The organism is Rhodococcus antarcticus (genome assembly GCF_026153295.1).
GTDB lineage: Bacteria > Actinomycetota > Actinomycetes > Mycobacteriales > Mycobacteriaceae > Rhodococcus_D > Rhodococcus_D antarcticus.
This window is the reverse complement of record NZ_CP110615.1, coordinates 1,755,269-1,779,463: the sequence shown is the minus strand read 5'-3', so window position 1 is coordinate 1,779,463 and position 24,195 is coordinate 1,755,269. Positions and strand designations below refer to the sequence as shown.

The 24,195-nt window shown below is 73.5% G+C and carries 24 protein-coding genes and 2 pseudogenes; 14 read left to right on the top strand and 12 right to left on the bottom strand.

Going from position 1 to position 24,195, the window contains the following annotated elements; genetic code table 11:
- Positions 1–251: 251 nt before the first annotated feature.
- Positions 252–1,049 (top strand): HAD family hydrolase, encoded by a 798-nt coding sequence (locus RHODO2019_RS08540; RefSeq protein ID WP_265384530.1) that lies wholly within the window; start codon positions 252–254, stop codon positions 1,047–1,049.
- A gap of 218 nt (positions 1,050–1,267) precedes the next feature.
- Here the strand turns inward: RHODO2019_RS08540 and RHODO2019_RS08535 are convergent, their stop codons facing one another.
- Genes RHODO2019_RS08535 through RHODO2019_RS08520 form a run of 4 tightly spaced genes read right to left on the bottom strand, consistent with a single transcriptional unit; the run spans position 1,268 to position 2,588 of the window.
- Positions 1,268–1,732, bottom strand: coding sequence for a hypothetical protein (locus RHODO2019_RS08535; protein WP_265384529.1), 465 nt, complete (start codon positions 1,730–1,732; stop codon positions 1,268–1,270).
- Entirely contained in the window at positions 1,729–1,920 is a 192-nt protein-coding gene (locus RHODO2019_RS08530) for a hypothetical protein (RefSeq protein ID WP_265384528.1), read from the bottom strand. The genes RHODO2019_RS08535 and RHODO2019_RS08530 overlap by 4 nt, the downstream gene beginning before the upstream one ends.
- Positions 1,921–1,980: 60 nt before the next feature.
- A complete protein-coding gene (locus RHODO2019_RS08525) occupies positions 1,981–2,394 on the bottom strand; it encodes a hypothetical protein (protein ID WP_265384527.1) in 414 nt (137 codons plus the stop codon).
- On the bottom strand, positions 2,391–2,588 hold the full coding sequence (locus RHODO2019_RS08520) for a hypothetical protein (protein ID WP_265384526.1): 198 nt from the start codon (positions 2,586–2,588) through the stop codon (positions 2,391–2,393). The genes RHODO2019_RS08525 and RHODO2019_RS08520 overlap by 4 nt, the downstream gene beginning before the upstream one ends.
- A gap of 245 nt (positions 2,589–2,833) precedes the next feature.
- Here RHODO2019_RS08520 and RHODO2019_RS08515 point away from each other — a divergent pair, with 245 nt between their 5' ends.
- The 5 genes from RHODO2019_RS08515 to narI all read left to right on the top strand — a co-directional run bounded on the left by RHODO2019_RS08515 (position 2,834) and on the right by narI (position 10,868).
- Positions 2,834–4,087 (top strand): MFS transporter, encoded by a 1,254-nt coding sequence (locus RHODO2019_RS08515; RefSeq protein WP_265384525.1) that lies wholly within the window; start codon positions 2,834–2,836, stop codon positions 4,085–4,087.
- Positions 4,088–4,155: 68 nt separating this feature from the next.
- Positions 4,156–7,797: a nitrate reductase subunit alpha gene (locus RHODO2019_RS08510; protein WP_435532212.1), complete on the top strand. Its 3,642-nt coding sequence runs from the start codon at positions 4,156–4,158 to the stop codon at positions 7,795–7,797.
- Positions 7,798–7,828: 31 nt separating this feature from the next.
- Positions 7,829–9,490: a nitrate reductase subunit beta gene (narH, locus tag RHODO2019_RS08505; RefSeq protein WP_265384524.1), complete on the top strand. Its 1,662-nt coding sequence runs from the start codon at positions 7,829–7,831 to the stop codon at positions 9,488–9,490.
- Entirely contained in the window at positions 9,487–10,119 is a 633-nt protein-coding gene (gene narJ, locus RHODO2019_RS08500) for a nitrate reductase molybdenum cofactor assembly chaperone (protein ID WP_265384523.1), read from the top strand. Before narH ends, narJ begins: the two co-directional genes overlap by 4 nt.
- Positions 10,116–10,868 carry a respiratory nitrate reductase subunit gamma gene (narI, locus tag RHODO2019_RS08495; protein ID WP_265384522.1) on the top strand — a complete coding sequence of 251 codons (753 nt, stop codon included), beginning with the start codon at positions 10,116–10,118 and terminating at the stop codon, positions 10,866–10,868. Before narJ ends, narI begins: the two co-directional genes overlap by 4 nt.
- Positions 10,869–10,875: 7 nt before the next feature.
- Here narI and RHODO2019_RS08490 read toward each other — a convergent pair whose 3' ends face one another.
- Positions 10,876–11,208 (bottom strand): cupin domain-containing protein, encoded by a 333-nt coding sequence (locus tag RHODO2019_RS08490; protein ID WP_265384521.1) that lies wholly within the window; start codon positions 11,206–11,208, stop codon positions 10,876–10,878.
- 257 nt (positions 11,209–11,465) lie between these two features.
- Between RHODO2019_RS08490 and RHODO2019_RS08485 the strand changes: the two genes are divergently transcribed.
- From RHODO2019_RS08485 to RHODO2019_RS08470, 4 genes are all read left to right on the top strand, one after another.
- Entirely contained in the window at positions 11,466–11,714 is a 249-nt protein-coding gene (locus RHODO2019_RS08485) for a three-helix bundle dimerization domain-containing protein (protein WP_265384520.1), read from the top strand.
- 21 nt (positions 11,715–11,735) lie between these two features.
- Positions 11,736–12,083: an ArsR/SmtB family transcription factor gene (locus RHODO2019_RS08480; RefSeq protein WP_265384519.1), complete on the top strand. Its 348-nt coding sequence runs from the start codon at positions 11,736–11,738 to the stop codon at positions 12,081–12,083.
- Between the two features lie 115 nt (positions 12,084–12,198).
- Complete coding sequence (locus RHODO2019_RS08475) at positions 12,199–13,908, top strand: SulP family inorganic anion transporter (protein WP_265384518.1); 1,710 nt, start codon at positions 12,199–12,201, stop codon at positions 13,906–13,908.
- A gap of 58 nt (positions 13,909–13,966) precedes the next feature.
- Positions 13,967–15,787: a phosphoenolpyruvate carboxykinase (GTP) gene (locus RHODO2019_RS08470; protein WP_435532192.1), complete on the top strand. Its 1,821-nt coding sequence runs from the start codon at positions 13,967–13,969 to the stop codon at positions 15,785–15,787.
- Positions 15,788–15,915: 128 nt separating this feature from the next.
- Here RHODO2019_RS08470 and RHODO2019_RS08465 read toward each other — a convergent pair whose 3' ends face one another.
- The gene (locus RHODO2019_RS08465; RefSeq protein ID WP_265384517.1) at positions 15,916–16,665 is read right to left on the bottom strand and encodes an ANTAR domain-containing protein; all 750 of its coding nucleotides are present in this window, start codon (positions 16,663–16,665) and stop codon (positions 15,916–15,918) included.
- A gap of 304 nt (positions 16,666–16,969) precedes the next feature.
- Positions 16,970–17,350, bottom strand: coding sequence for a DUF3099 domain-containing protein (locus RHODO2019_RS08460; RefSeq protein WP_265384516.1), 381 nt, complete (start codon positions 17,348–17,350; stop codon positions 16,970–16,972).
- Between the two features lie 212 nt (positions 17,351–17,562).
- Between RHODO2019_RS08460 and ku the strand changes: the two genes are divergently transcribed.
- Both ku and RHODO2019_RS08450 read left to right on the top strand, forming a co-directional pair.
- Complete coding sequence (ku, locus tag RHODO2019_RS08455; protein WP_265384515.1) at positions 17,563–18,543, top strand: non-homologous end joining protein Ku; 981 nt, start codon at positions 17,563–17,565, stop codon at positions 18,541–18,543.
- 53 nt (positions 18,544–18,596) lie between these two features.
- Positions 18,597–18,839 (top strand): hypothetical protein, encoded by a 243-nt coding sequence (locus tag RHODO2019_RS08450; protein WP_265384514.1) that lies wholly within the window; start codon positions 18,597–18,599, stop codon positions 18,837–18,839.
- 19 nt (positions 18,840–18,858) lie between these two features.
- On the opposite strand, the gene RHODO2019_RS08445 is transcribed toward RHODO2019_RS08450, so the two are convergent.
- From RHODO2019_RS08445 to RHODO2019_RS08430, 4 genes are all read right to left on the bottom strand, one after another.
- The gene (locus tag RHODO2019_RS08445; protein ID WP_265384513.1) at positions 18,859–19,137 is read right to left on the bottom strand and encodes a MoaD/ThiS family protein; all 279 of its coding nucleotides are present in this window, start codon (positions 19,135–19,137) and stop codon (positions 18,859–18,861) included.
- A 14-nt stretch (positions 19,138–19,151) separates the two neighbouring features.
- A complete protein-coding gene (locus tag RHODO2019_RS08440; RefSeq protein WP_265384512.1) occupies positions 19,152–20,267 on the bottom strand; it encodes a WD40/YVTN/BNR-like repeat-containing protein in 1,116 nt (371 codons plus the stop codon).
- A 75-nt stretch (positions 20,268–20,342) separates the two neighbouring features.
- Positions 20,343–20,603, bottom strand: a complete 261-nt coding sequence (locus tag RHODO2019_RS08435) for a hypothetical protein (protein ID WP_265384511.1) — start codon at positions 20,601–20,603, stop codon at positions 20,343–20,345.
- 87 nt (positions 20,604–20,690) lie between these two features.
- The gene (locus RHODO2019_RS08430) at positions 20,691–21,794 is read right to left on the bottom strand and encodes a lytic transglycosylase domain-containing protein (RefSeq protein WP_265384510.1); all 1,104 of its coding nucleotides are present in this window, start codon (positions 21,792–21,794) and stop codon (positions 20,691–20,693) included.
- 161 nt (positions 21,795–21,955) lie between these two features.
- Here RHODO2019_RS08430 and RHODO2019_RS08425 point away from each other — a divergent pair.
- Positions 21,956–22,144 (top strand): annotated as a pseudogene (locus RHODO2019_RS08425) (amino acid ABC transporter permease); the annotation flags it as partial.
- A pseudogene (locus RHODO2019_RS08420) lies at positions 22,141–22,805 on the top strand (amino acid ABC transporter ATP-binding protein). The pseudogenes RHODO2019_RS08425 and RHODO2019_RS08420, both read left to right, overlap by 4 nt.
- Here RHODO2019_RS08420 and RHODO2019_RS08415 read toward each other — a convergent pair.
- A complete protein-coding gene (locus tag RHODO2019_RS08415) occupies positions 22,780–24,129 on the bottom strand; it encodes a diguanylate cyclase (protein WP_265384509.1) in 1,350 nt (449 codons plus the stop codon). The pseudogene RHODO2019_RS08420 and the gene RHODO2019_RS08415 overlap by 26 nt on opposite strands.
- Positions 24,130–24,195 lie beyond the last annotated feature (66 nt).

Sequence of the window (24,195 nt, the reverse complement as noted above, 5' to 3'; positions counted from 1 at the left end):
CGGGGCCCGTCCGGGGTGCGGACGAGGAGACCACCGTGACCACGACCGACCCGACCACCACCACGACGGCCCGTCCGGGCGGGTCCCCGTCGCCCGGGTGTCTGCGCGCCCGGCCGAGGTAGGGGTGCACCGCGGTGGACGACGGGGTGGCGCGGTCGGCCGGGACCTTCTCCTCTGCCCCGCCGCGCCCGGCCCGGCCAGGCTTGCCCCGGTGCGGTGCCGGTGCCGGCCCGCGGTTGGAGGAACCACCGGTGACCACTCGCGAGACCACACCCGCCCGGCTGAGCACGCTGGGGCTGCCCGCGGCGGTGACGGCCTGCCTGTTCGACCTCGACGGCGTGCTCACCAGCACCGCGAGCGTGCACGCCGCCGCCTGGGCGGTGGCCCTCGACGCGGTGCTGCGCGCCCGGGCGGAGCGGGACGGGACCCCGTTCGTCGCCTTCGACCCGGTCCTCGACTACCGCGCGCTCGTCGACGGCCGACCACGCGACGATGGTGCCCGGTCCTTCCTGGCGGCCCGCGGGATCGTGCTGGCGGAGGGTGCCGCCGGAGAGCCCGCGGGCACGAGCAGCGTCGCCGCGGTCGGGGCGGCCAAGGGCGCCGAGGTGGACCGACTGCTGCACCGCGACGGCGTGCACGTCGTCGCCGGGGCCATCGGCTACGTCCGTGCGGTGCGGGCTGCGGGGCTGCGCTGCGCCGTGGTCTCCTCCAGCACCAACGCCCGGACGGTCCTGGCGGCGGCGGGTCTCGCGGCCCTGGTCGAGGTCAGGATCGACGGGGTGGTGGCCGCCGAGCGGCACCTGCGGGGCAAGCCCGCGCCGGACGGCTTCCTCGCCGCCGCCGCTGATCTGGGGGTCCGACCCGCAGCCGCGGCCGTGTTCGAGGACGCCGTGGTCGGGGTGCGTGCCGGTCGCACGGGCGGGTTCGGCTACGTGGTCGGCATCGGTCGTGGCCGGTCCGGGGCGGCGCTGCAGGCCGCCGGGGCCGACGTGGTGGTGCGTGACCTGGCCGAGCTGCTGGCGCGGGCCACCGCCGGACGCCAAGGGTGATCTGCGATCCCACGTTGGCCGTGGCGCCTGCGCGCCCCGTCCCTCGATCCTGACGTGCTGGCGCAGTAGGAGTCGCTACCGCCTGCCGTCGGTGACGACCCGCGCAGCATCGCCGGGCTGACCACCCCACGCGTAGTTCCCTCGCACGCCGTGGCCGACGCCGGCGTGCGACCGCTGCACCGGACCCGGCCCAGCGGCTGCTCCGCTGGAGACGGGCCTCAGGGGGCCACGGGCGGCGCGGGCGAGAGGTAGCGCGCGGGGTCGCCACCGGCACGGGCCCCGCTGGCGATCCAGGCCGCGAAGCCGGCCGGGGAACGGCGCTGCAGCTCGTCGAGGTAGGTGCGGCGCTGCTCGGCGAGGTGCTCGGCCCAGGCCGCGCCACCGTGGGTCTGCAGCTGGGCGTAGCTGACCCGCCAGGCGCGGCAGAGCTCTGCGTCGCTCCACCCGGACACCGGGAGCCCGCTCGGGCCCCCGGCCAGCACCACCTCGGAGGAGGGTGGCGGCGCTTCGAGGTCGGCCGGTTCCTGCTGCGCGGGGGAGGTGAGGCGCAGCTCGTGGTGCACCACGGCGACGGTCACCAACACCAGGAGCACGGCGAGGAACGCGCTCGCACCCCAGAGGACCAGGACGGTCAGCGCGCCGAGGGTTCCGGCGGACGTCGTGGCGACGGCGCGCGGGGTCACGGGGTGCCTCGGGAGGGGCAGCCGTCGAGGTGGCCGACGACGGGGACGGCCGCCGGGAGGCAGTCGCAGGAGAGGTGCTCGGCGACGACGAGGGCACGGTCCTGCGGGGTGGGGGCCACCACCAGGTCGGCCGGGGTGGGGACCTGCAGCGCGGTGCTCGGGTACTGGGCGGGTCGGGGGTCGTTCACGGTTCTTCTCCTTGGGGTCACGGGCAGGAGGTTCACGGGCAGGGGGTTCACGGGCGGGCGTCAGTTCAGCCGGGGGTGCGGGCTCGCGACCACGGCGCCGGGGGTGCGGACGCGGTCCCACACGCGGGGGCCGGCGGTCGGGTCGGGGCTGCGGAGCTGGTGCAGCGGCCACCGCCAGCGCCGCTGGACCGCCTCGGTGAGCGTCGCCGACCCGGTGGCGTGGGCGGCGGGCAGGAGCGGGTGGGACGCGGGGAAGACCAGGTGCAGCAGCTCGCGGGCCACGCAGAGCGGTGTGTGCCCGGTGGACAGGCCGACGGCCCGCAGGCTCGCGCTCGCGCGGGCGGCGGTGGTGTGCTCCAGGGCGCTCACGAGCCCCAGGGCCTCGTGCAGGGTGCGCTCGTCCGCCGCCTGCCGGAGCACCCGCGCGGCGTCCGACCTCTCCTCGGGCTCCCCGGCGCGGGCCTGGTCGCTCATGCCGTGCTGCCCCACCCGGGCCGGTCACCGACCAGCCCCTTCTCCGGGTGGGTCCCCACCTCGGCGGAGACGGTGTCGGCCCTGTCGGTCACCGAGACGCCCACGTGGTTCGCGTCGAGGTCGGACACCCGGTCGAGCTCCTGGGTCACGGCGGGCCTCGGCTCGGCGTCGGTGCGGCGCGTGGTCGAGGTCATGGCGCCAGCGTGGTCGCGCGCAGCCCGTGCGGGCAGGGCCCAAGGTCCCCCTGCGCAGTGCCGGCCGGTCCGTCCGCCGCCCGCGCTCGACAGACCGGGCACACCGCTCGTGTTCCCGCCAGGGACCAACGGCACTGTCGCCCCGACCGCGGCTGCCCGAGGGTGGTCGGGACTGCTTCTCGACGTGGGGGCCGTCGTCCCCGACCCCGGACGACGCGCGCTGCGACACCGCACCGAAGGGCCCCATGCACGTCGACGACCGTCCCCGCCCGCCCAGCCCGGTCACGACGCCGACGTCCGCGAACCGCATGCTCGTCCTGGCCACGGTCGGCTTCGGCATCAACTTCTGGGCGTGGGCGCTGATCAGCCCGCTGGGACCCACCTTCGGGAGCGAGCTGCGGCTGACGTCGTTCCAGCAGGCGCTGCTGGTGGCCGTCCCCGTCGTCGTGGGTTCGCTGGGCCGGATCCCGGTGGGCGCGCTGACCGACCGGTACGGCCCGCGGGTGCTGTTCACCGTCGTCACCGCGCTGACCGTGCTCCCGGTGCTGTTCGTCGGCCTCGCCGGATCCTCGTACGCACGGCTGCTGGTCGGTGGCTTCTTCCTCGGCATCGGCGGCACGGCCTTCGCGGTCGGTGTGCCGATGGTGAACTCGTGGTTCCCCCCGGCCCGCCGCGGCGCGGCCCTGGGCGTCTTCGGTGTCGGCATGGGTGGGACGGCGATCTCGGCCTTCACCACGGTCCGGCTGGCCGACCACCTCGGCCGCAGCGCCCCCTTCGTCCTGGTCGCGGTCCTGCTCGCGGTGTTCGCCGTCGTCTCGGCCGCACTGATCCGGTCGCCGGCCGACCGTGTCCGTGCCGACGGCTCGTTCGTGGCCCGCACGGTCGCCACGGTGCGGCTGCCGTCGACGGTGCAGCTGTCCCTGCTCTACGCGGTCGGGTTCGGCGGGTTCGTCGCGTTCAGCGTGTACCTGCCCACCTACCTCCGCAACGTCTACGATCTCTCGATCGGTGACGCGGCGGTCCGCACCGCGGGGTTCGTGGTGCTGGCGGTGGTGGCGCGGCCGGTGGGGGGGTGGCTCTCGGACAAGGTCGGGCCGGTGCGGGTGCTCACCGCCTCCTTCGCGACCACGGCCGTGTTCGCGCTGGTGGCGGCCCTCGAGCTGCCGCTGCTACCGGTGGGCACGATCGGCTTCCTCGGTCTCGCCGCGGGGCTGGGCGCGGCGTCGGGGGCGTGCTTCGCCCTGGTCGCGGCCGTGGTGCCCGCACCCCAGGTGGGTGCTGTCACCGGGATCGTGGGCGCCGCAGGCGGTCTCGGCGGCTTCGTCCCCCCGCTGGTGATGGGCCTGCTCTACGGCGCGTTCGCCAGCTACACCGTGGGGTTCCTCCTCCTCGTCGCGGTGGCCGTCGCCGCCGCGGTGCTCACCTGGGGACCGGTGCGGCGCACCGCCGCAGCCCACGCGTCCCCCTCCGCCCCGACCACGGAAGAGAGTCCTGCGTGAGCCTGCGCCGAGCCCGCCGCACCCCCGCCCCGGCGCCCGTCCCGGGACCGCACGTGAACAGCGCCGCCGTGGAGGCACTGCTGAAGGCCCGCCGGTACTTCCAGCCGTTGAAGGTCGCCGAGGACCTGCGCACGCTGCACCAGATCGGTGGTCGTGGGGCGGACACGTTCTACCGGGACCGGTGGGCGCACGACAAGGTGGTGCGCTCCACGCACGGGGTGAACTGCACCGGCTCGTGCTCGTGGAAGGTCTACGTCAAGGACGGGATCATCACCTGGGAGGCGCAGCAGACCGACTACCCCTCCATCGGCCCCGACCGTCCCGAGTACGAGCCCCGGGGCTGCCCCCGCGGGGCGGCGTTCTCCTGGTACACCTACTCACCCACCCGGGTCCGATACCCCTACGTGCGCGGGGTGCTGCTGGACATGTACCGGGAGGCCCGGGCCCGGCTGGGCGACCCGGTGGACGCGTGGGCCGAGATCGTCTCCGACCCGGTGCGCGCGAGCGCGTACAAGTCCGCCCGGGGCAAGGGTGGTCTGGTCCGGGCGAGCTGGGACGAGGCGCTGGAGATGATCGCCGCCGCCCACGTGCACACCATCGAGACCGAGGGCCCCGACCGCATCGCCGGCTTCTCGCCGATCCCCGCCATGTCGATGGTCTCCCAGGCGACCGGCGCCCGGTTCCACGCGCTCATCGGCGCCACGATGCTGAGCTTCTACGACTGGTACGCCGACCTGCCCGTCGCCTCCCCCCAGGTGTTCGGCGACCAGACCGACGTGCCCGAGTCCGCCGACTGGTGGGACGCCGCCTACCTGGTCATGTGGGGCTCCAACGTGCCGGTGACCCGCACCCCGGACGCGCACTTCATGACCGAGGCCCGCTACCGCGGCCAGAAGGTGGTCGTCGTGTCCCCGGACTACGCCGACAACACGAAGTTCGCCGACGAGTGGCTCGCCCCGCACCCGGGCACCGACGGGGCGCTGGCGATGGCCATGGGCCACGTCATCCTCAAGGAGTTCTTCGTCGACACGACGACGGCGCCCTTCCACGACTACGTCACCCGGTACACGGACCTGCCCTTCCTGGTCACCCTGACCGAGCGCGACGGTGCCCACGTGCCGGGCAAGTTCCTCACGGCCGCCGACCTGGGGGACACCTCCGAGGGGTCGGGGGCCAAGACCGTCCTGCTCGACGCCGACGGGACACCGGTGGTGCCCAACGGCTCGCTCGGCTTCCGCTTCGGCGAGGCCGGCAAGGGCCGCTGGAACCTCGACCTGGGCGACGTCGAGCCCCTGCTCACCGTGCACGCCGCCGGCTGCGCCACCGCGACGGTGGACCTGCCCCGCTTCGACGCCGCCGACGGCACCGGGGCGGTGCTGCACCGCGGGGTCCCGGTCCGGGAGGTCGGTGGCCACCTCGTGACCACCGTCTTCGACCTGCTCCTGGCCCAGTACGGGGTGTCCCGCGACGGGCTGCCCGGGCAGTGGCCCACCGGCTACGACGACGACGAGCCGTACACGCCGGCGTGGCAGGAGGGCATCACCTCGGTGCCGGCGGCGACGTGCGCCAAGATCGCCCGCGAGTTCGCGCGCAACGCCGAGGAGTCCGGCGGCCGATCGATGATCCTCATGGGCGCCGGCACCAACCACTGGTTCCACTCCGACACCATCTACCGGGCGTTCCTCACCCTGACCACGCTGACCGGGTGCCAGGGCCGCAACGGCGGCGGGTGGGCGCACTACGTCGGCCAGGAGAAGGTCCGCCCGCTGACCGGCTACAACCAGGTCGCGAACGCGCTGGACTGGTCGCGGCCGCCCCGTCAGATGATCGCCACGGCGTTCTTCTACCTGCACACGGCGCAGTGGCGCTACGACGGGTTCCAGGCCGACGTGCTGTCCTCGCCACTGGCCACCGGCCGGTTCGCCGGGCTCTCCACCGCCGATCTCATCGCGCAGTCCGCCCGGCTGGGGTGGATGCCGTCCTACCCCACCTTCGACCGCAACCCCCTCGACCTCGCCGACGAGGCCGACCGTGCGGGCGTGAGCGCCGCCGAGCACGTCGTGGCCGAGCTGCGGGCCGACCGCCTGCACTTCGCCGCGGAGGACCCCGACGGCCCCGGCAACGCCCCCACGATCCTCACCGTGTGGCGGTCGAACCTGATCGGCTCCTCCGCCAAGGGCAACGAGTACTTCCTGAAGCACCTGCTCGGCGCCGACAGCTCGCTGCGCGCGCAGCAGACACCCCCGGAGCTGCGGCCGAAGCACGTGCGCTGGCGGGACGAGGCACCCAGCGGGAAGCTGGAGCTGCTGCTGTCGCTGGACTTCCGGATGACCAGCACGACCCTGTTCTCCGACATCGTGCTGCCCGCGGCCACCTGGTACGAGAAGCACGACCTCTCCAGCACCGACATGCACCCCTTCGTGCACGCCTTCAACCCGGCGATCGCACCACCGTGGCAGACCCGCACCGACTTCGACGCCTTCACCAGCCTGGCCGAGGTGTTCTCCACCATGGCCGCGAAGCGCCTGGGCACCCGGCGCGACGTGGTGGCCGTTCCCCTGCTGCACGACACCCCCGACGAGCTCGCCACCCCGGGCGGCGTCGTGCGCGACTGGCGCTCCGGGGAGTGCGAACCCGTCCCCGGGGTGACCATGCCGAAGATCGTAGTGGTCGAGCGCGACTACGGAGCCGTCGCGGCGAAGATGACCGCACTGGGCCCGCTCGTGGAGACCCTGGGCATGACCACCAAGGGCGTCACGTACCACCCGGAGCCGGAGGTGGAGCTGCTGCGCCACGCGAACGGCACCGTGCACGGTGGGCCCGGTGCTGGGCGCCCCTCCCTGGCCAGGGACACCGACGTGTGCGAGGCCATCCTCACCCTGTCCGGGACCACCAACGGCCGCCTGGGCACCCAGGGCTTCCGTGCCCTGGAGGAGCGCACTGGGGTGACCCTGGCCGACCTCGCCGCCGACAACGAGGGGCGACGGATCACCTTCGCCGACACCCAGTCCCGCCCGGTGCCGGTGCTCACCTCGCCGGAGTGGTCGGGCAGCGAGCACGGCGGGCGCCGCTACTCCCCGTTCACCATCAACACCGAGCGCCTCAAGCCCTGGCACACCCTCACCGGGCGCATGCACTTCTTCCTCGACCACGACTGGGTGCACGAGCTCGGGGAGGGGTTGCCCATCTTCCGTCCCCCGCTGGACATGCACCGGCTGTTCGGGGAGCCGCGCCTGGGCGAGGGGGGCGCCGCCGAGCTCACCGTCCGCTACCTGACGCCGCACTCCAAGTGGTCCATCCACTCCGAGTACCAGGACAACCTGCTCATGCTCAGCCTGTCCCGCGGGGGTCCGAACATCTGGATGAGCACGCCGGACGCGGAGTCGCTGGGGATCAGCGACAACGACTGGATCGAGGCGGTCAACCGCAACGGCGTCGTCGTCGCCCGCGCCGTGGTCTCGACGAGGATGCCGGCCGGGACGGTGTACATGTACCACGCACAGGACCGGGTGATCGACGTTCCGCGCAGCGAGACCAGCGGCAAGCGCGGCGGTACCCACAACGCGGTGACCCGGCTGCTGGTGAAGCCCACCCACCTCGTCGGGGGCTACGCCCAGCTGTCCTTCGCCTTCAACTACCTCGGCCCCACCGGCAACCAGCGCGACGAGGTCACCGTCATCCGCCGACGTTCCCAGGAGGTTCAGTACTGATGCAGCCGACCGAGACGTCCGGAGTGCTCCGATGAGGGTCATGGCGCAGATGGCGATGGTGATGAACCTGGACAAGTGCATCGGCTGCCACACCTGCAGCGTGACGTGCAAGCAGGCGTGGACCAACCGCACGGGCACCGAGTACATGTGGTGGAACAACGTCGAGACCCGGCCCGGCCAGGGCTACCCCCGCACCTACGAGGACCAGGAGGTGTGGCAGGGCGGCTGGGCGCTGTCCCGCCGCGGGGGGCTCGTGCTCAAGGCCGGGGGCCGGCTGAAGAACCTGCTCTCGATCTTCTCCAGCCCCAAGATGCCCAGCATCGGCGACTACTACGAGCCCTGGACCTACGACTACGACACCCTGCTGAGCTCGCCGCTGCAGGAGCACGTGCCCGTCGCCCGGCCGTACTCCCTGATCAGTGGCGAGCCGATGAAGATCGAGTGGAGCGCCAACTGGGACGACGACCTGGGGGGCTCGCCGACGCTCACCAAGAACGACCCCATCCTCAAGAAGGTCTCGGAGGAGATCACCCTCAGCTACGAGCAGACCTTCATGTTCCACCTGCCCCGGATCTGCGAGCACTGCCTCAACCCCTCGTGCGCCGCGTCGTGTCCCTCGGGGGCGATCTACAAGCGCACCGAGGACGGCATCGTCCTGGTCGACCAGGACAAGTGCCGGGGCTGGCGCAAGTGCGTCACCGGCTGTCCCTACAAGAAGATCTTCTTCAACCACAAGACCGGCAAGGCGGAGAAGTGCACGTTCTGCTTCCCCCGCATCGAGGTCGGCACGCCCACGATCTGCTCCGAGACGTGCGTCGGGCGCCTGCGCTACATCGGGCTGGTCCTCTACGACGCCGACAAGGTCCTCGAGGCCGCCTCCGTCGAGGACGAGGCCGACCTGCTGGCCTCCCAGCGGGCGGTGTTCCTCGACCCGAACGACCCCGAGGTCATCGCTGCGGCCGAGGCCGCGGGCATCGCGCGCGACTGGATCACCGCCGCCCAGAAGTCCCCGATCTGGGCGCTCATCACCACCTACCAGGTGGCTCTTCCGCTGCACCCGGAGTACCGAACCATGCCGATGGTCTGGTACATCCCGCCGCTGTCCCCGGTGGTCGACGCGGTCGCCGAGACCGGGGTCGACGCCGAGCAGGTGGACACCCTGTTCGCGGCCATCGAGTCGCTGCGCATCCCGGTGGAGTACCTCGCCGAGCTCTTCACCGCCGGCGACCCGAAGCCCGTCTCGGACGTGCTGCGCAAGCTCGCCGCGATGCGCAGCTACATGCGCGACATCAACCTCGGCCGCGAGCCGCAGCCCGGCATCCCCGCCTCGGTGGGGATGACCGAGGAGCAGATGTACGAGATGTACCGGCTGCTCGCCATCGCCGCCTACGACGAGCGCTACGTCATCCCCCCCGCCCACGCCGAGACCGCGCACAACCTGGAGGAGCTGGCCACCGAGTGCAGCCTCGACCGTGACGGCGGCCCCGGCATGGGCGGGTCGGGCCCGTTCGGCGAGGGGTCCGGCGGCCCCGTGGCCCTGTCGGTGGAGAACTTCCACGCCCTCAAGCAGCGGCAGACCTCCGACACGATCGCCGACCCGGCCGACAAGAGCAGCCGGGTGAACCTGCTCAACTGGGACGGCAACGGCCGCCCCAGCGGGATGTTCCCCGCCGACCCGCCGGCCGGCCCGTGAGCACCCTCGACCCCGAGGCGACCGCCGTGGTCTACCTGGTCGCCTCCCGGACGCTGGACTACCCCGACCCCCGGCTCGTGTCCGACCTCCCGCTGCTGCGCGCGGCGCTGTCGACAGTGCCGGCCGCGCACCGGGGAGAGCTCGACGCGCTGCTCGACCACCTCGGGTCGGTTCCGCTGGTCACCCTGGCCGCCGACTACGTGGCCACCTTCGACCTGCGCCGCCGGTGCTGCCTCTACCTGAGCTACTACGCCCACGGTGACACCCGCAAGCGGGGGATGGCCCTGCTGGCGTTCAAGCAGACCTTCCGGCGCGGGAAGGTCGAGCTCCTCGGCAACGAGCTGCCCGACCACCTGTGCGTGGTCCTCGAGTTCGCCGCCACCGCCCACCTGCAGCAGGGCCGCAGGCTGCTGCTCGAGCACCGGGCCGGCCTGGAGATGCTCCGGATCGCGCTGCGCGACAGCGGGTCCCCCTACGCGCTCGCCCTGACCGCCGTCAGCCAGACCCTGCCGCCGCTGGCCGGGGACGAGCGCGACGCGGTGGCCCGGCTGGCCGCCGAGGGTCCACCGGGCGAGGACGTCGGCATCGAGCCCTTCGCACCCCCCGACCTGGCAGGAGCCCGGCCATGACCAGCACCACCGACGTCGTCCTCTGGGTCGTCGTGCCCTACGTGTGCCTGGCGGTGTTCGTCGTCGGGCACCTCTGGCGCTACCGCTACGACAAGTTCGGCTGGACCACCCGCTCGTCGCAGCTCTACGAGCGCCGGCTGCTGCGCCTCGGCTCGCCGCTGTTCCACTTCGGCATCCTGGGGGTGTTCCTCGGTCACGTCGTCGGCCTCGGCGTCCCGGAGAGCTGGACCAGTGCCGTCGGTGTCTCCGAGGGGCTGTACCACTTCCTCGCCCTCAGCCTCGGGGCGCTGGCCGGCGCCGCGACCATCGTGGGCATGGCGATCCTGATCTACCGCCGCCGCACCGTCGGCCCGGTGTTCAGCGCCACCACCCGGATGGACAAGGTGATGTACCTGGTGCTCGGCACGGTGATCACCCTGGGCCTGGCCAACACCGTGCTGGCCACCTTCGTCGGTGGCTACGACTACCGCCTGGGCGTCTCGGTCTGGTTCCGCGGGATCTTCGTGCTCCAGCCGCACCCCGAGCTCATGGGTGCGGCGCCGATCGGGTTCCAGGCCCACGGGCTGGCCGCGCTGGCGCTGTTCGCGCTGTGGCCCTTCACCCGCCTCGTGCACGTCTTCAGCGCTCCGGTGGGCTACCTGTGGCGGCCCTACGTCGTCTACCGCAGCAAGGACGTCGCGCTCGGCGCCCGCGCGGAGCGGCCTGGCTGGGAGCACGTCCAGGTCCCGACCCCACGCGGGCGCCGCTGAACCCCGCTCAGGAGCGGGTGGCCACGGTGAGCAGCACGGTGGAGTCCTCCACCGCGGTCAGCGAGTGGCGGGCGTCGGGGACGGTCAGCAGGTCCCCGGGGGAGCCCTCCCAGCTGTCCTGTCCCGCCTTCAGCACCACGCGACCGAGCAGGACGTGCACGGTGGCCTCGCCGGGGTTCTCGTGCTCGTCGAGGCTGTGCCCGGCGGCCAGGGCGATCATCGTCTGGCGGAGCGTGTGCTCGTGCCCGCCGATCACGGTGTGGGCGCTGCGCCCGCTGGTGGCGGCCCTGGCCAGGGCGAGCTGGCTGCGGGACAGGGCGGTGAGCGACATCTTCTGCACGGGACCTCCGACGGTGATCGGCCCCCTGGTGGGCGCCGCTCACCCGATCCTGCCCGCTGCGCGGCGGAACGGGCAGAGCCCTACGTCCCGCACCCGCGCGCCGTGCCGTGCCGTGCCGGGCCGGGCCGGGCCGGGCCACGGTGGCCGCAGCGACCAACGTCCCGGGCGCCGGGGTCGCCCGGTCCTGCCGCGACGAGCGGGCAGCGCACAGGCTCAGCCACGGGCGCACGCCGCGCCCGTGACGACGAGGAGGCGCCATGAGCACGCTGACCGACCTGGCCACCCACACCCTCCTCGCCCCGGGGCCGGACGAGCTCGAGCAGCACGAGCTGGACCGGGTCCTCGCCCGGCTGACCGCGGAGTTCCCGGACGTCCGGCCGGAGGTGGTGGCAGAGCTGGTCCTGCGCGCGCACCGCCGCTTCGACGGCTGCCGGCTGCGCACGTACGTCCCCCTGTTCGTCGAGCGGTCGGTGCGCAGCACCCTCCGGCTGCCGCCGGCGCCCTGAACCTCGCGTAGCGTCCACCTCGTGAGCGGGGCGGGCGGGACGGTGCCGCTCTACCAGGCCAAGGCCGAGCTGTTCCGGACCCTGGGCCACCCGGTCCGCATCCGGGTGCTCGAGCTCCTGCAGGACGGACCACGGCCGGTGCGCGAGCTGCTGGTAGACACGGGCGTCGAGGCGTCCAACATGTCCCAGCAGCTCGCGGTGCTGCGCCGCTCCGGCCTGGTGTCGTCCTCCCGGCGGGGATCGACCGTGCTCTACACCCTGGCCACCCCGGACGTGGCGGACCTGCTGCGCTCGGCCCGCCAGATCCTCGCCGCGGTCCTCACCGGCCAGGACGAGCTGCTCACCGAGCTCCGGTCCGCCTCCGACTGAGCGACCGGTCCCCCCGAGGTCCTCGGGCCGCGTGGTCGGGACGAAGGTCCTCACCCGGTGATCCCCACGTCACATGACAACATGAAGAACTAGTCAATTAGGTTACGGTCCGGACATGGACCCAGCGACGACGGCCAGGGGACCCGCGGCCACGTTCCTCCTGGAGCACGCGTCCCGGGTCCGCAACCTGCTGCCGGCGCGGGCCGACCTCACCGCGGTGCGCCGCGACCCGCGCCGCGACCTGGTCGCCGGACTGACGGTTGCCGTCGTCGCGCTGCCCCTGGCGCTGGCCTTCGGGGTGGCCTCGGGGCTCGGCGCCCAGGCCGGGCTCGCCACCGCCGTGGTCGCCGGCATCGTCGCGGCCGTCTTCGGGGGCTCCAACCTGCAGGTCTCCGGACCCACCGGGGCCATGACGGTCGTGCTCATCCCGATCGTGCACACCTACGGGGCGTCCGGGGTGCTCATGGTGGGGGCGATGGCCGGGCTGGTCCTGATCGCCATGGCGCTGGCCCGCCTGGGTCGCTACGTGCGCCTGCTGCCCATCTCGCTCGTCGAGGGCTTCACCGCAGGCATCGCGGTCGTCATCGCCCTGCAGCAGGTCCCGGCCGCGCTCGGGGTGGCAGACCCGGCGGGGGAGAAGGTGTGGGCGCGGGCCGCCGACGCGGTGCGGCAGTCGCTGGCCCACCTGCACCCCGCCGCGCCGCTCACCGCGCTCGGTGTCGCGGCGGTGATGCTGCTCGGGGCGCGGTGGCGACCGGGGGTGCCGTTCTCGCTGGTGGGCGTCGCGCTCGCCGCCCTGCTCGCGACCGTGCTTCCGCTGGGGCTCACCACGCTCGGTGCACTGCCGTCCGGTCTGCCCACGCCCTCCCTCGCGTTCCTGCACCCCTCGGCGGCCGGCGCGCTGCTCACCTCGGCGCTGGCCATCGCCGCGCTGGCCGCCCTGGAGAGCCTGCTGTGCGCCACCGTGGCCGACGGCATGACCGTGGGGGAGCGGCACGACCCGGACCGCGAGCTGTTCGGCCAGGGCCTGGCGAACCTGGTGGTCCCCGTGTTCGGGGGCGTCCCGGCCACCGCAGCCATCGCCCGGACCGCGGTCAACGTCCGGGCCGGCGCACGGTCGCGGTTGGCAGCAGTGACCCACGCCGTGGTCCTGCTCGTCGTGGTCCTCCTCGCCGCACCGCTGGTCTCCTCGATCCCCCTGGCGGCGCTGGCCGGCGTCCTGTTCGCCACCTGCGTGCGGATGGTCGAGGTGAGCTCCCTGCGGGCCCTGCTCCGCTCGACCCGCACCGACGCCGTCATCGTCACCCTGACGTTCGGGGTCACGGTGGCCGTGGACCTGGTGACCGCGGTCGGGGTCGGCATCGCCGCGGCAGTGGTGCTGGCGCTGCGCGCCGTGGCCCGCAGCGCACGGCTGGACCAGGTGCCCGTGGACGGCGGTGACCACTCCGACGAGGAGCGCGCCCTGCTCGACGAGCACGTGGTCGCCTACCGGCTCGAGGGTCCGCTGTTCTTCGCCGCCGCCCACCGCGTCCTGCTCGAGCTGGCCGACATCGCCGACGTGCGGGTGGTCATCCTGCGGATGTCGCGGGTCAGCGCGCTCGACGCCACCGGCGCCCACGTGCTGGGCGACACCATCACCACCCTCGAGCGCCGCGGCACCACCGTGCTGATCTCGGGCATCACCCCCGACCACGACGCGGTGCTCGCCACCCTCGGCGTAGGGGCCCAGCTCCGCGCCGACGGGCTCGTCTTCGCCGACACCCCCTCGGCGATCACCGCGGCCCGGCAGCTCGTCGAGGCCCAGCTCCACCCCGCCCGTGCGTGAGCCACCGCCGCACCGCACCCGAACCCCCCGCTCCAGCCGCCCACCCCGAGGAGACACCGTGACCGTGACCACCGATCTCGCCGCCCGCGCCCCCGCTCCCACCGAGCACGGCGAGCTGCTGCGCTGGGTGGCGGAGGTCGTCGCGCTCACCAGGCCCGACGACGTGGTGTGGTGCGACGGCTCCCGGGCCGAGTGGGACCGCCTGACCACCCAGCTCGTGGACGCCGGCACGTTCGTCCGGCTCGACGAGAAGGCCAAGCCCAGCTCGTTCTGGTGCGTCTCCGACCCTGCGGACGTCGCGCGGGTGGAGGACCGCACCTTCATCTGCTCCGAGCTGGAGCTCGACGCCGGCCCCACCAACCACTGGATGCACCCGGCGGAGATGACCGCGGTGCTGGACGACCTCTACCGCGGGGCCATGGTCGGACGGACCCTCTACGTCGTCCCGTTCTGCATGGGCCCCCTCGGCGCGGCCGACCCGAAGCTCGGGGTGCAGATCACCGACTCCGCCTACGTCGCGGTGAGCATGCAGGTGATGACCCGGATGGGCGCGCGCGTGCTGAAGGCGTTGGGGTCCGACGCCCCGTTCGTCAAGGCCCTGCACTCGGTGGGGGCTCCGCTCGCACCCGGCCAGGCCGACGTCGCGTGGCCCTGCAACGAGACCAAGTTCATCTGCCACTTCCCGGAGACCCGCGAGATCCGCAGCTACGGCTCGGGCTACGGCGGCAACGCGCTGCTGGGCAAGAAGTGCTTCTCGCTGCGGATCGCGTCGGTGATGGGGCGCGACGAGGGCTGGCTCGCCGAGCACATGCTCATCCTCAAGCTCACCTCGCCCGCGGGCGCCGTGCACTTCGTCGCGGCGGCGTTCCCGTCCGCCTGCGGCAAGACCAACCTCGCGATGCTCTCGCCCACCATCCCGGGCTGGACGGTGCAGACCCTCGGCGACGACATCGCCTGGATGCGGCCGGGCGCCGACGGTCGGCTCTACGCCGTCAACCCCGAGCTCGGCTTCTTCGGCGTCGCCCCGGGCACCGGTCCGCACACCAACCCGCACGCGATGACCACCCTCGAGCGCGGGCACACGATCTTCACCAACGTCGCGCTCACCGACGGCGGCGACGTGTGGTGGGAGGGGGCCACGGACGTGCCGCCCGCCCACCTCACCGACTGGCACGGGCAGAGCTGGACCCCGGAGACAGGCACCCCGGCAGCGCACCCCAACTCCCGCTACTGCACACCCATGGCGCAGTGCCCGATCCTCGCCCCGGAGTGGGACGACCCGGCGGGCGTGCCGATCTCGGCCATCTTCTTCGGCGGCCGGCGCCGCAGCACCGTGCCGCTGGTCCTCGAGTCCCGCAGCTGGGCCCACGGGACGTTCCTCGGCGCGACGCTGTCCAGCGAGACGACGGCCGCGGCCACCGGTGCGGTGGGCGTGGTGCGCCGCGACCCGATGGCCATGCTGCCGTTCCTCGGCTACCACGTGGGCGACTACCTGCAGCACTGGCTCGACGTGGGTGCCCGCGCCGGGTCGGCGGCACCGAAGATCTTCTACGTCAACTGGTTCCGGCGCGGCCCGGAGGGGCAGTTCCTGTGGCCCGGGTTCGGCGAGAACAGCCGCGTGCTGAAGTGGGCGGTCGAGCGCATCGAGGGCACGGCGTCCGGGGTGCAGACTCCGCTGGGCGTCGTGCCCACCCCCGGGTCGCTGGACCTGGACGGCCTCGACGTCGACCCGGCCGACCTGGCCGCGGCGCTGGCCGTGGACCGGGAGCAGTGGCGGGACGAGCTCCCGCTGCTGGAGGAGTGGTTCGCGACCATCGGCGACCGGCTGCCCGGTGCGCTGCGCGACGAGCTCACCGACCTGCGGGTGCGGCTGGGCTGAACCCACCCACCAACCGGGCCCGGGCGGCAGGCCGGAGGTCCCGTTCCCCCCGGGTCCGCTCGGCCCTGCCACCCTCTCCGAGGAGCTCACCAACGTCCTCGAGACCGACCCGGCCCGGAGGACGACCGTCACCGGCCGTCGGGACGGGGGTGGTCGAGCTCGGGGGTGAAGCGCAGCGTGCGGGCGACCACCGCGTGCGCCACCTCCGAGAGCGGGAGCCCCTCGGCGAAGGCGTGCGCGCGCAGGCGGAGGTAGGCCTCGCGCACCCCCACGTCGAGCTGGGCCAGCACCATGCCCGTCGCCTGGTGCACCTCGGCGGTCAGCGGGTTGTCGTGCGGCCACCCGCCGTGCTCCTGGGGTGGTCCGGGCGCGGCGGCCACCCCGTCGAGCAGCAGCACGGTCGTCACGGTCTCGGCGGCGTCGACCACGGCGGCGAACTCGGCCGCCGCCAGCGGCGTGGTGTCCGGGCGGCGCAGGGTCAGCACCCCCAGCCGGATGGCGCCGCGCTGCAGGGGGAGGGCGTAGACGGCTCCGGCCAGCGCCTCGGGGTGCGCCGCCGCCAGCAGCGGCCACCGGGTGGTGCCCACGCCACGGCCCTGGTCGGCCAGCAGGACGGGGCCGCCTCGGGAGAGGGCCTCGAGCGTCGGTCCGTCCCCGGCACCGAGCTGGTGCTCCACCAGCCCTGCGGCCGCGCCGTCGCTCGCACCGGCCAGCTCGAGGGAGCCGTGGCCGAGCACGGAGACGACGGACGCGTCCTGCACGGGCAGGACGAGGGTGCACGCCACGCACAGGGCCGACGGGGACACCGTGCGCCCCGACAGCGCGTCGAGGTACAGCTCGCGCAGGTGGTCGGGCACCGCCGCGGGGAACGGCTCCACGCTCGCACCGGCCTCTCGTCGTCCACACGGGGTGTTCGACAGCCGGCCAGTGGTCCGGGGCAGCACTGCGTGGTCGCACGCTAGCCCTGTCCCGGACGGGCCCCCGCTCGGGATGGGTCGGGGCCGGGCGAGCTCGTTCTGCACGGGCAGGGTCGGACGTGGTCTGGTGGTCCCCGGACGCCGCGGTGCGGCTCGACCTGCTCGCGGGCGTCCTCCGGACCTGGTGGCCACGCGACGTGCGCCGCTCACCGGGGTGGGCGTCAGCGATCCTCAGGGCCCTGGCGCCCACCCACCAGCGTCGGGCTCAGTCCTGGTGCTTGGCGGCGTCGAGCTCACGACGTGCGGGCGCCGCGATCGCCGGTGCCTGGACCTCGGTGCCCCAGATGTAGCGGTCGACGTCCTCGCGCGCACGGGGCGGGCCGTCGTTGGCGATGAGCACGGCCACCCACGGCAGCGGCAGGGATGCGGCGACGACGATCAGCGGCAGCCACCACAGCCCGGTCGCGGCGTAGAGCACGGCCGCGAGCACGAGGGCCGGGATGCGCAGCGACATGAGCAGGACGTACTTGCGGACCCGGGCGTCGTGCTGCTCGGTGAAGGACACGGGAGCGTCGGTGATGAGGACGGTGTCACGGTCTGCGGCGGTGTGGTGGTGGTTGCGGTGGAGGGTGCTGGTGACGGACACAGGATGATTGTCGGCCGCCAGCAGGAGCTCCGCAGGCTCGGACGGTGTGGCGTTGGAGGCATCCTGACCTGGGAATACCTGGTGCCCCTCGCCAGCGACCCCGGCGTGGACCCGCTGCCGACCCGCCGCGCGCCGACTCCGCGCGCCGGAGCGGTTCTGTCGTAGATTCCCTGGTCTACGGCGACGCGCCGTGGTCGGAGGAGGTGCGCACCATGCCCATGCGGTCCATGTGGAAGGGCGCGGTCTCCTTCGGCCTGGTCTCGATCCCGGTGAACCTCTACGTGGCGACCGAGAGCCGGAGCGTCACCTTCCACCAGGTGCACGCCGAGGACGGTGGCCGGGTGCAGACGAAGCGGGTCTGCTCCGTGGACGGCGCCGAGGTGCCCTACCACGACATCGCGAAGGGACACGAGACCGCCGACGGGACGGTGGTGGTGCTGACCGACGAGGACTTCGCCACCCTGCAGGTGCCCAGCACCAAGGCCGTGGACGTGCTGGAGTTCGTGCCGCTGGAGGCCGTGGACCCCATCTACTTCGACAAGACCTACTTCCTGGAGCCGCAGAAGGGCGGGATCAAGCCCTACCTGCTGCTGCGCGACGCCCTGCACAAGTCCGGGCACGTGGCCGTGGCCAAGATCGCGCTGCGGCAGCGGGAGTCGCTTGCCCTGCTGCGCGTGCACGCAGACTGCCTGGTCCTCTCGACCATGCTGTGGCCCGACGAGGTGCGGGCGCCGGACTTCGCGTTCCTGCGGGAGGACGCACCCCCGGTGCGCGACGCCGAGCTGGCCATGGCGGGCTCGCTCATCGACTCGATGTCCGACGAGGTGTTCGACCCGCGCCAGTACCAGGACACCTACCGGCTCCAGCTGGAAGCCTTGATCGACCGCAAGGTGGCCGGCAAGGAGGCCGTGACGCCACCGACCGCGGACGACACCGGCGGCACCGTCATCGACCTGATGTCCGCGCTCACCGCGAGCATCGAGGCCAGCCGGCGCACCCGTGAGGGCAGCGGCGCGGAGCCCACCACGGCCCCGGCCGCGAAGAAGGCCCCGGTAGCGAAGGCCGCCGCCACGAAGGCTGCTGCGAAGAAGACCCCGGCTGCGAAGAAGACCCCGGCCACGAAGGCCGCGAGCACGAAAGCCCCGGCCACGAAGGCTGCGGCGTCGAAGAAGGCTGCGGCGACGCAGGCCTGACCAGGCTCGACGCGCTGAGGTCCGCGTTCTTGTCGGACCCCTCAGGTAATGACATGCTTGTCATTACCGACGAACGCGAGGTCACCATGGTCACCACCTGCCCCGACTGCACGGCCGAGCTGGACCACTGCCACGGCTCGCTCGTGGCGCACCTCGATGCGGCCGTGGAGTGCACGGAGCCCGGCTGCGTCGATCTCGACCGGGTCCGGCACACCCTTGCCGAGCTCACGTGCGAGGAGGTCGACGGCGGGTGCACCTGCGTCGTCGAGCTGGCCGAGCTCCTCGTCGCGTCCTGACCGGCCCGTCCGCGAGCCGTCAGCCGCCGGCCATCGCGCCGACCACGCGGAACGGCTCCGAGCCGGCCGCGACCGGTTCGGGCAGCGGTGCGTCAGGATCGTCGTGGGACAGGTCCTGATCGCAGGCGAAGAAGCGGACGAACGGGCGTCGTCGACCGCTGGACGGGTCTCGCAGGGTGCCGCGGAGCACCGGGTAGCGCAGCTCCACCGCGTCGAGGACCGCCCGCTGCGTGGGGGCAGCCTCCACCACCACCTCGCCCGTGCAGTGCGCCAGGGTGCGCAGGTGCCTCGGCAGCACGACCCGGACACCACTCACACCAGGGTCTGCACTTCCACCGAGAGCACGGGCGGCAGGTCGCGGACGATGGCCGACCAGGTGTCACCGGAGTCGGGCGAGACGTAGACCTGACCGCCCGTGGTGCCGACGTACACCCCGCACGAGGGCAGCGAGTCCACGGCCAGGGCGTCGCGCAGCACGTTGACGTAGCAGTGCTCCTGGGGCAGGCCCTCGGTGAGCGGCTCCCAGGTGTTCCCGCCCGTGCGGCTGCGGTACACCCGCAGCCTCCCGTCAGGGGGCACGTGCTCGGAGTCGCTGGTGATCGGGACGACGTAGACGGTCTCCGGCTCGTGGGCGTGCACGGCGATGGGGAAGCCGAAGTCGCTGGGCAGGTCCCCGCTCACCTCGTGCCAGCTGTCCGCGCCGTCGTCGCTGCGCATCACGTCCCAGTGCTTCTGCATGTAGACCGTGCGCGGCCGTGCCGGGTGCACCGCGAGGTTGTGCACGCAGTGCCCGACCTCGGCCGCGGGGGAGGGGATGCCGTCCGACAGCAGGCCCGCGTTCACCGGCGCCCAGGTCTCACCGCCGTCGGTGGTGCGGAACACCCCCGCTGCGGAGATGGCCACCAGGATGCGCAGCGGGTCGTTGCGGTCCAGCACGATGGTGTGCAGGCACATCCCACCCGCGCCCGGCTGCCACTGGTGCCCGGAGCCCTGCTCACGGAGCCCACGCACCTCGGTCCAGCTGCCCCCGGCATCGGTGGAGCGGAACAGCGCAGCGTCCTCCACGCCGGCGTAGACGGTGTCGCGCTCGGTGGGCGACGGCTCCAGGTGCCACACACGGGTGAACGCCCACGGCGCGGGGGTCCCGTCGAAGGTCTGGTGCGTGCCGGGCACCCCGGCGTAGCTGAAGTCGTTGCCGACCGGCTCCCAGGTGCGACCGCCGTCGGTCGAGCGCTGCAGCAGCTGGCCGAACCAGCCCCCGGACTGCGATGCGTACAGCAGCTCGGGGTCCACCGGGGAACCCGTCACGTGGTAGATCTCCCACCCGCTGAAGTGGGGCCCGCTGACCTCCCAGTCGACCCTGCGCTCGTCCGAGGTGAGGATGAAGGCCCCCTTGCGCGTTCCGACCAGGACCCGTGCTCCGCTCATGCCGTGCCTCCGTCTCGTGTGTCCGTGCACGGTGGACGGTCCTGCCGGGGTGAACTCATCGGTGGCAACCGGACCTCAGAGCGTGAAGCGACGCAACGCCCCCGGCACGCGCCGCGGCAGCCGTGCGCGCAAGGTCGTCGTGGCGGCCCGGGCGCGGCGTCGCACGGACCGCAGACGGGTGGAGACGACCTCGACGTCCGCGAGCACCGGGACACGGTCGGCCGCCAGGACGTGCCGCAGCGCCTCTGACGATCCCCCCAGGTCCGGGTGCGCGCGTCGCAGGGCTGCACGACGTTCGGCGCGACGGGCCCGGGCGAGGTCCTCGGGTGTCGACACGCATCCATCGTCCCACCTCCTGGGCGCCTCGCCGTGGTGCGGCGGGCCTATCTCACCCACGGAGTGCCCGCTGGCCGGTCGAACGGGCTACGGGGCGGCGGGCGAGCTGATCGGGCCCGTGCTCAGGGCCGGACCGCTCGACGGGACCGGCTCGGCGCTCGGAGGCGTGGCGGTGCTGGTGGTGGCTGCCGGTGCGGTGGCGGTGGCGGTGGTGGTGGTGTCGGTGGTCGGCGAGGGGGCGTCCGCGGCGGGTGTCCCGGCGTCCGCCGGCGTCGTGGTGGCCTTGGTGGTGGTCGCGCCCGCGGTGATGGCCGCGCCCGCGGTGGTCGCGGACGGCCCGGGTGTCGTGGTGGCCGCGCCCGCGGTGGTCGCGGACGGCCCGGGTGTCGTGGTGGCCGGGGCGGGCGGCAGGGCGGGGATCGTCACGGCACCCGTCGCGTAGGCGTGCGACCAGGCGAGGACGGTGTCCACGTAGGCGGAGGAGTGGTTGTAGCTGAAGACGGCCGCGCGCGCGGGACCGTCCTGGCTGAGGTCGCCGCCTCCGGAGCAGAGGTAGCGGCCGGTGCCGAGAGCTGAGTCGCGGATGTTGTGCGGGTCGGCCACCCCGTCCCCGTTGCCGTCGGCGCCCCACCGCTCCCACGTGCCCGGCAGGAACTGCATCGGGCCCACCGCACGGTCCCAGACCGTGTCCTGGTCGTAGCGTCCCTTGTCGGTGTCGCGGATGGCCGCGTTGCCGGCCAGCGTGCCGTCGAGCACCGGACCCAGGATGAGTGGTGCGGTCCGACCGGCGGCGTCGACCCGCCCGCCGCGGGCGTGCCCGGACTCGACGCGACCGATGCCGGCGATCAGGGTCCACGGCACGCGGCAGCCCGGCTGGTCGCGCGTCAGCCTGTCTGCTGCCGCCTGGTACGCGGCGACGGCCACGTCGGGGATGCCGAGGGCACCGACCGTGCCGGCGGCCGCTTCGGTTGCCGGCTCTCCGGGGGCCGGCGGTAGGACGAGCGGGGCGGAGACCGGGGGAGCGGCCGCGTCGCCGCTGCCGCCGCCGCCGAGCGGGGTGGGGTAGCTGACCCCGATGACCTGGTAGCCGATGGTGGGCAGCCCGGCAGTCCCGGCGAACGCGGGCAGGTCGGTCCGCGCGCTGGCGGGGACCGATGCCACCAGCAGGGCGGCTCCGAGCACAGTGCCCACGACACCCACCGCCCGCCGGCGCTGCGCCGGTCCCAACCTGACCCCCCGTGTGTGCACGTGCGAAGCATCACACACGGGGCGGATCCGCACACCCCCCCGGTGGCCGCGGCTGCCTTCCCGCCCGGCCTGCGCTGCTGCGGACGCACCCGCTGCGGGCCACGGTCACCTCGCTGGGCTCGACCATCCTCGTCACCGAGCTCCTGCGGGTGGCCCAGGTGGCCGCGGCCCCCACCTTCAAGTTCCTGCAGCTCTACGGCGTCGCGGCCGTGTACGACTGGATCATCTGTCTCGTGCCGAGCTTCGCGCAGTCGCGGCTCGAGACCCGACTCGACAGGTTCGTGGCCACGTGAGCTCAGCACCGACCACCCCGACCACCTCCGGCGTGGTGGTCCGCGTGCAGGGTCTCGAGAAGGCCTTCGTCGGTAACCGGGTGCTGAAGGGAATCGACTTCACGGTCCGCGCCGGCACCGTCACGGTGGTCCTGGGCCCGGCCCGGGCAAGACCACCCTGCTGCGCTCGCTGAACGCGCTCGACCTGCCCGACGCCGGCACCATCTCCATCGGCACCGAGACGGTCGACCTCGCCGCGGGCACGCCGTCGCGCGCGGTGCTCTCGCGCTACCGGGCCCGGAGCGGCACGGTCTTCCAGAGCCACAACCTCTTCCCGCGCAAGACGGTGCTGGAGAACCTCACCGAGGGTCCGGTGGTGGTGCAGGGACGTCCCCGGGCCGAGGCGGTGGCCGATGCGGAGGTGCTGTTCGACGAGCCCACCTCCGCGCTGGACCCCGAGCTGGTGAGCGAGGTGCTGGCCGTCATCAAGGACCTGGCCAGGCAGGGCCGGACCATGGTCATCGTCACCCACCAGATCCGGTTGGCGGAGAAGGTGGCTGACCAGGTGCTCTTCGTCGACGGCGGGCACGTGGTGGAGAAGGGCAGCCCCACCGTGGTCATCGGCTCGCCCGCGCACGCCCGCACCCGCCAGTTCCTCAGCCGGATCCTCGACCCGGGCTGAGCCCGGCCGCCCAGGTCGTCACGCCGGGGCGAGCGGGGTGCTCGGAGGAGGGAGCCGAGTACCAGGCGGCGAGCACGAGCCGCTCGGTCTCGGTCATCACCCGTGCCGCGCGCAGCGGTGGCGAGCCCAGCACCTGCTCGCGCGGGTGGGGCACCACCAGCCTGCTGTCCACGACGGCGCTCCCGTCGAGCGGCACGGCCACGAGCCGGCTGTCCGTCCCCGTCCGCAGGGCGGCCCACGACGGGGTGCCCGACGCCAGCTCGCGGAACACGTGGTGCACGGTCCCGAGGGGCGAGCCGTCGGCGTCGAGCACCGGGAGCCCCGGCACCAGGGCACCCGGACGGCGGGGTCCCCACCGGACGAGAGGAGGTCGGCGCTCGGCCTTCGCCCGGTACATCGTGGCGTCGGCCTGTGCGCGGGCGTGGGCGAGGGTGCGTCCGTCGGAGGTGTCGGCCACCCCGACGCTCACGGGCAGGTCGACCAGCGCCTCCCGCACCCGCGCCACCTCCACCCCGTCCGTGCTGACCTCGGGCAGCAGCACGACGAACTCGTCACCCCCCGAACGGCCCAGCACGTCGCGCGCCCGGACCGTCTCGCGCAGGCGCTGTGCCACGGCGTGCAGCAGGGCGTCGCCCGCGTGGTGCCCGGAGGTGTCGTTGACCCGCTTGAGCCCGTCCACGTCGCAGACGACCACCGTCACCACGTGGCCGTCGCGCCGGTGGCGGGCGTCCTCCGTGGCGCTCGCCTGCTCCAGCCCCGTGCGGTTGAGCAGCCCCGTGACCGGATCGGTGAGGGCGTCCCTGAGCACCTGGTCGTGCTCGTGCCGGGCGTCGGTCAGGCGTTCCTGGGCGAGGTGGGCGGCGGCGATGGTGCTGCCCAGCAGGGCTGCGGCGGTGCGGAAGCTCGGCAGCAGGTCGTGCATCTGCTCGCCCCGAGGGGTCCGGCCGAAGCCGCACACCGTGCCGAACAGGCTTCCGTCCGCGCGGAGCACGAGCGCACCCACGTAGCTGGCGAGCCCGGCGTCCGCGATGTTGGGGGCGTCGGCGTAGACGGGCACCGAGGCGAGGTCGGGGGCCACGGCGGGTCCGGTGCCCGCGGCCAGGTGCACGCAGAGCGAGCCCGACCACGACCTTGTGCGCAGGGCCGTGAGCCGACCCTCGAGCAGGGCCGCGTGCACGTGCTGCAGGTCACGGGACGGCTCGGCTCGGGTGACCATCAGCAGCTCCAGCCCGCTGATGGTCCACAGCAGCTGCAGCACCCGGGCGGAGTCTGACTCCGCGGGGGCGCCGGGCCAGCCCACCGCGGACGGCCTCACACCACCCACGACCACGTCCTGGTCCTCCTTCGGGCCGGACCTCGCGCGGTCCGGCCACACCACAAAGATCTTGGC

What these genes read in the sequence shown, in the direction of transcription:
- RHODO2019_RS08450 (WP_265384514.1), top strand. Translation starts at nt 18,597, where the DNA reads ATGCTTGTCATTACCGACGAACGCGAGGTCACCATGGTCACCACCTGC.
- RHODO2019_RS08475 (WP_265384518.1), top strand. Translation starts at nt 12,199, where the DNA reads ATGGACCCAGCGACGACGGCCAGGGGACCCGCGGCCACGTTCCTCCTG.
- narI (WP_265384522.1), top strand. Translation starts at nt 10,116, where the DNA reads ATGACCAGCACCACCGACGTCGTCCTCTGGGTCGTCGTGCCCTACGTG.
- RHODO2019_RS08520 (WP_265384526.1), bottom strand. Translation starts at nt 2,588, where the DNA reads ATGACCTCGACCACGCGCCGCACCGACGCCGAGCCGAGGCCCGCCGTG.
- narH (WP_265384524.1), top strand. Translation starts at nt 7,829, where the DNA reads ATGAGGGTCATGGCGCAGATGGCGATGGTGATGAACCTGGACAAGTGC.
- RHODO2019_RS08525 (WP_265384527.1), bottom strand. Translation starts at nt 2,394, where the DNA reads ATGAGCGACCAGGCCCGCGCCGGGGAGCCCGAGGAGAGGTCGGACGCC.
- RHODO2019_RS08515 (WP_265384525.1), top strand. Translation starts at nt 2,834, where the DNA reads ATGCACGTCGACGACCGTCCCCGCCCGCCCAGCCCGGTCACGACGCCG.
- RHODO2019_RS08485 (WP_265384520.1), top strand. Translation starts at nt 11,466, where the DNA reads ATGAGCACGCTGACCGACCTGGCCACCCACACCCTCCTCGCCCCGGGG.
- RHODO2019_RS08440 (WP_265384512.1), bottom strand. Translation starts at nt 20,267, where the DNA reads ATGAGCGGAGCACGGGTCCTGGTCGGAACGCGCAAGGGGGCCTTCATC.
- ku (WP_265384515.1), top strand. Translation starts at nt 17,563, where the DNA reads ATGCCCATGCGGTCCATGTGGAAGGGCGCGGTCTCCTTCGGCCTGGTC.